Genomic DNA, 4,582 nt, shown 5'->3' with positions numbered 1-4,582 from the left:
GCCTCGGCCCGGCCGCCGCCGTCCCGGGCGCCCGGGAGGTCCGGCGCCGGGGGAGTCCGTCTCCGCCGCGCGGACGCGGCCCGTCACGCCGCCCGTCCCGGTGCGGTGTCCGTGGCCGCGGAGTCGGTGGCCGTGGCGGCGGCCGGTGTCGGGGGTGCGGTGGACACGGTCATGGCGTCATAACTCCGTTGTTCCTCTGCTCCGTCGGGGAGGGCGTCGGCCGTACGGCCCGGCGGCCGTCCCCGGGTGGGCGGTCGGTCGCCGGTCACAGCAGGTGGCGTTCCGCGACGGGGTGGCCGAGGAAGCCGTGCATCGCGAACTCCCAGCCGTAGGAGCCCGCGTAGGGGAAAACGACCAGATCCCCCGCTCGGACTCGGTCCACCCGGACATCGCGCAGCAGGGTGTCCTCGGGGGTGCACAGCTCGCCGACGACGGTGACGCGCGTACCGGCCGCCTCCGGGCGCGGCAGGCCGTCGGGCCAGCGGTCGACGGGCAGGACGGCGATGTTGTGCACCAGGTCCCAGGAGGTGGGGAGCTGGAAGTGGTTGATGCCGCCGCGCAGCACGGCGAAGGCGGTGCCGTAGCTGTGCTTGACGTCGGTGACCTCGGCCGCGTACCAGCCGCAGTCGGCCACCAGGAAGCGGCCCGGCTCCAGGACCACCCGCACGCCCGGCGGCGGCTCGCACCGCGCGACCAGCTCGCCGAAGCGGTCCACGTCGAAGGGCCGCTCGCCCGCGAGCTCCTCGAAGGCCACGCCTATGCCGCCGCCGACGTCGACCATGCGCAGGTCCACGCCGTGCCTCCGGGCGGTCGCCGCGCTCCACTCCACACACCGGCGCAGATGGGCGGCCTGGGAGTCGGCGTCGAGGTTGTTGGAGGCCGCGTGGACGTGGAAGCCCGTGACGTCCAGGCCCGGCAGCCGCAGCGCCTGCTCCAGCACCCCGGGCACGTCGGGCTCGGACACCCCGAACTGCGACGCCCGGCCGCCCATGCGCAGCGACCCGGGGGCCGGGGCGGCGTCGGGGCCGTCATCGGGGCCGCCGGCGGGGTTGACCCGCAGCGCCACCCGGGCGGTGGTGCCCTCGGCGACGGCGATGCGGCTGATGCGGTGCAGCTCCAGCAGGCTCTCGGCGTTGATCGCCTCGACCCCGGCGCGCACCAGGGCGGCCAGTACGGGCACGGACTTGGCGGGCCCGGCGGCGACGACGGGGACGGGGGAGGAGCGGCCGGAGCCCTGCGGGTCTCCGGAGCCGTCCCGCTCCCGCAGGGCGGCCAGGGCCAGCTCCAGCTCGGTGCGGGAGGCGACCTCGAAGCCGTCCACGTACGGGGCCAGCGCGCGTACGACGCCGGGGAAGGAGTTGGCCTTCACCGCGTAGTGGACGGCCGCCCACTCCGGCAGCGCGGCGCGCAGCTCGCGGGCGCGCGCGGCGGCGGCCCGGCCGTCGTAGAGGTAGGCGGAGACGGGTGCCTCGCCCTCCGCCAGCTCCAGCAGGCGCCGGCGGACCGGCTCGGGCAGGACCTCGGCGGGGTAGGCGGAACGCGGGGCGGCGGAGGGCGGGAGAACGATGGACACGGGCTCTACCTCGCTGGGTGCGGCGCGGTCGGGAAGGCGGTGGGTCGGGGAGGCGGTGCGGTCGTCCGGTGCGTGGTGTCAGCCGCCGTCGGAAGCGCTCACGTCCCCTCCCTCCGGATGCGTCGCCCGACCGCCCGAGCGGCCAGGAAATTAGGTGAGCCTAACTTAATTCGTCTCCCCTTTCCCTCCAAGCGCGCCACGCGGCGCGCAGGCGCTTGTACCCCGCTTCCCGCGCGGCCCCCGCGCACGCGCGCCGGGGATGCCACATCCCTTACCAGTGAGGCCGTTTGTAGTCCTGGGCGGCAGGTTGTCGGACGACCGCGGGGAAGAACGTGAAGCAGGGCGTAATACGCGTCATACAATGCATTCATGGCCAAGACGAGGATCAGCATCAGCCTGGACAGCGAACACGCCGCGCGCATCAGGGCCCATGCCGAGCGTGCGGGCATGGATGTCTCCGCTTACCTGGTCAACGCCGCCACACGGCAGATGGCGGAGACCGAGGCCATAGAGGCCCAGTTCTCCCACATCGACGCGGTGATCGCCGCGGCCGAGGCGGAGGCCGCCGAACTGCCCGCGCTTCCCGAGCCCGGCGACGACGATCTCACCGAGGCGGAGCGGCAGGAGGTGCGCGAAGCCGTGGAGCTCGTTCTCGGGGGCGACGCGCCCACCAGGGCCGACAGCCACCCCGGGAACGCGGCGTGACCGCACGGGTGCCGGTGTACGACACCGGCATGCTCATCGCGCTGGCCGACCGCAAGGCGAAGGCGGCACGCCTTCACGCCGCCATGGGGGAGGCGCCGCACCGGGCCGTGGTACCCGGCCCGGTGCTGGCTCAGGTGTGGCGTCCCAGTCCGGCGACGGTCCACGCGCTGGCTTTGGCGCTGAGGGGCTGTACGGTTCCGCGGGCGCGCGGCTCCGAGTCGGCCATGCGTCCCACCGAGGTCGGCCAGACGGCGTGCATCACCTGCGTGACGGGACCGGATCTCGCCGACTGGCAGCGTATCGGCGCGGCCCTGGGGAAGGCGGAGCTCCCGCCGAGGAAGCGTCCGGACGCGGTGGACGCGCTGGTGGCGCTGTCGGCCGTCCGGCACGGCAGCGCGGTGGTCTTCACCAGCGACCCTGGCGATATCGAGGCGTATCTCCAGGTGATGAACGCCCATGATGTTCATGTCGTTCCGGTCTGAAGCGGTTCCGCGGCCCGGGGCGGCGCCCGCGCCGCCCCGGTTTCCGGCCGCCGGGCCGGGTACCCGGGGCACCCCGGGAGGAACTCGCAGTCGGGGCGTGTCACGCTTGAAGTCCGCCACGTCGACGAAGACGCCGAGCACCCGATCTCCACGGGGGTGCTCGGCGTCGTGCGTTTCACGGGTTCCGCAGGGGTCGGCGGAACCGGCGGGACAACAGGAGCCGCACCTTCTAGGAGTACGCGTGATCGAGAAGATCTACGACCGGATACTGCACCGCAATCCCGGCGAGAAGGAGTTCCACCAGGCCGTGTGGGAGGTCCTGGAATCCCTCGAACCGGTCTTCGCCCGGCGTCCCGAGCTGCTGGACGAGTCCCTCATCGAGCGCCTGTGCGAGCCTGAGCGGCAGATCATCTTCCGCGTCCCGTGGAGCGACGACTCCGGGAGGACCCACGTCAACCGCGGTTTCCGGGTGGAGTTCAACAGCGCCCTCGGCCCGTACAAGGGCGGCCTGCGCTTCCATCCGTCCGTCAACCTGGGGGTCATCAAGTTCCTGGGCTTCGAGCAGACCTTCAAGAACGCCCTGACCGGCATGCCGATCGGCGGCGGCAAGGGCGGCAGCGACTTCGACCCCAAGGGGAGGTCGGACGCGGAGGTCATGCGCTTCTGCCAGTCCTTCATGACCGAGCTGTACCGCCACCTGGGTGAGTACACGGACATCCCGGCGGGCGACATCGGGGTCGGCGGCCGCGAGATCGGCTATCTCTTCGGCCAGTACCGCCGGATCACCAACCGCTGGGAGGCCGGCGTCCTGACCGGCAAGGGCGTCCTGTGGGGCGGCTCCCAGGCCCGCACCGAGGCCACCGGTTACGGCCTGGTCGTCTTCACCGAGGAGATGCTCAGGACGCGCGGCGAGACCCTGGAGGGCAAGCGCGTGGTCGTCTCCGGTTCCGGCAACGTGGCCATCTACGCCATGGAGAAGGCCCGGCAACTCGGCGCCGTCCCGATCGCCTGCTCCGACTCCGGCGGCTACGTCGTCGCGGAGAAGGGCATCGACCTGGAGCTGCTGAAGCAGGTCAAGCTCACCGAGCGCGGCCGGCTGTCCGAGTACGCCGAGCGCGTCGGGGCGCGCTTCGTCCCCGGCGGCCGGGTCTGGGAGGTGCCGTGCGAGGTGGCGCTGCCCTCGGCCACCCAGAACGAGCTGGACGAGAAGGACGCCGCGACGCTGGTGCGCAACGGCGTGCAGGCGGTAGGCGAGGGCGCGAACATGCCCACCACCCCGGGGGGCGTGCGCGTGCTGCGCGAGGCCGACGTGCTGTTCGGCCCCGGCAAGGCGGCCAACGCCGGCGGTGTGGCCACCAGCGCCCTGGAGATGCAGCAGAACGCCTCGCGCGACTCGTGGACCTTCGAGCACACCGAGGCGCGGCTGACCGAGATCATGCGGCACATCCACGGCCTGTGCCACACCACCGCCGAGCGCTACGGCCGCCCCGGCGACTACGTGGCCGGCGCCAACATCGCCGGCTTCGAGCTGGTGGAGCAGGGCATGGTGGCGCAGGGCCTGATCTAGTGCCGCGTCGGCCGAGGTTCACCCCGCCCGCTTCGTTGGCCGAAAGCCCGGGCAGGCAACCACACGCGGTTTCCGGCCGCCTGGCGATCGCACGCGCCTGGGGCTCCCCCGGCCGGAGGCCGGGGGAGCCCCGCCACCGGGCAGACCCTGACTGACGCGGCACCAGCCGGTACGGCGGGCGTACCGGGGGGCGGGGGGGGGGGGGGGGGGGGGCGGGCGCCCCCCCCCGCGCGCGGCCCGCCCCGCGCGCGCGGG

General features: G+C 73.4%; 4 protein-coding genes. 3 read left to right on the top strand and 1 reads right to left on the bottom strand.

Annotation, left to right across the window (positions count from 1 at the left end):
* Nucleotides 1-265 precede the first annotated feature (265 nt).
* Nucleotides 266-1,573 (bottom strand): type III PLP-dependent enzyme domain-containing protein, encoded by a 1,308-nt coding sequence (locus AC2CJA_RS24485; RefSeq protein WP_484604855.1) that lies wholly within the window; start codon nucleotides 1,571-1,573, stop codon nucleotides 266-268.
* Nucleotides 1,574-1,942: 369 nt separating this feature from the next.
* Between AC2CJA_RS24485 and AC2CJA_RS24480 the strand changes: the two genes are divergently transcribed.
* The 3 genes from AC2CJA_RS24480 (at nucleotide 1,943) to gdhA (ending at nucleotide 4,327) form a co-directional block, all read left to right on the top strand.
* Nucleotides 1,943-2,278: a hypothetical protein gene (locus AC2CJA_RS24480; RefSeq protein WP_484604854.1), complete on the top strand. Its 336-nt coding sequence runs from the start codon at nucleotides 1,943-1,945 to the stop codon at nucleotides 2,276-2,278.
* On the top strand, nucleotides 2,275-2,760 hold the full coding sequence (locus tag AC2CJA_RS24475; RefSeq protein WP_484604853.1) for a hypothetical protein: 486 nt from the start codon (nucleotides 2,275-2,277) through the stop codon (nucleotides 2,758-2,760). Before AC2CJA_RS24480 ends, AC2CJA_RS24475 begins: the two co-directional genes overlap by 4 nt.
* Before the next feature lie 241 nt (nucleotides 2,761-3,001).
* The gene (gdhA, locus tag AC2CJA_RS24470) at nucleotides 3,002-4,327 is read left to right on the top strand and encodes an NADP-specific glutamate dehydrogenase (protein ID WP_484604852.1); all 1,326 of its coding nucleotides are present in this window, start codon (nucleotides 3,002-3,004) and stop codon (nucleotides 4,325-4,327) included.
* Nucleotides 4,328-4,582: the final 255 nt, after the last annotated feature.

The sequence above is a fragment of the Streptomyces sp. ATLC9 genome, from assembly GCF_057196705.1.
The sequence above is the reverse complement of the archived record's forward strand: the minus strand, read 5'-3'. Positions and strand labels throughout refer to the sequence as shown.

Coding starts and splice junctions, on each gene's coding strand:
- AC2CJA_RS24480 (WP_484604854.1), top strand. CDS start 1,943: ATGGCCAAGACGAGGATCAGCATCAGCCTGGACAGCGAACACGCCGCG.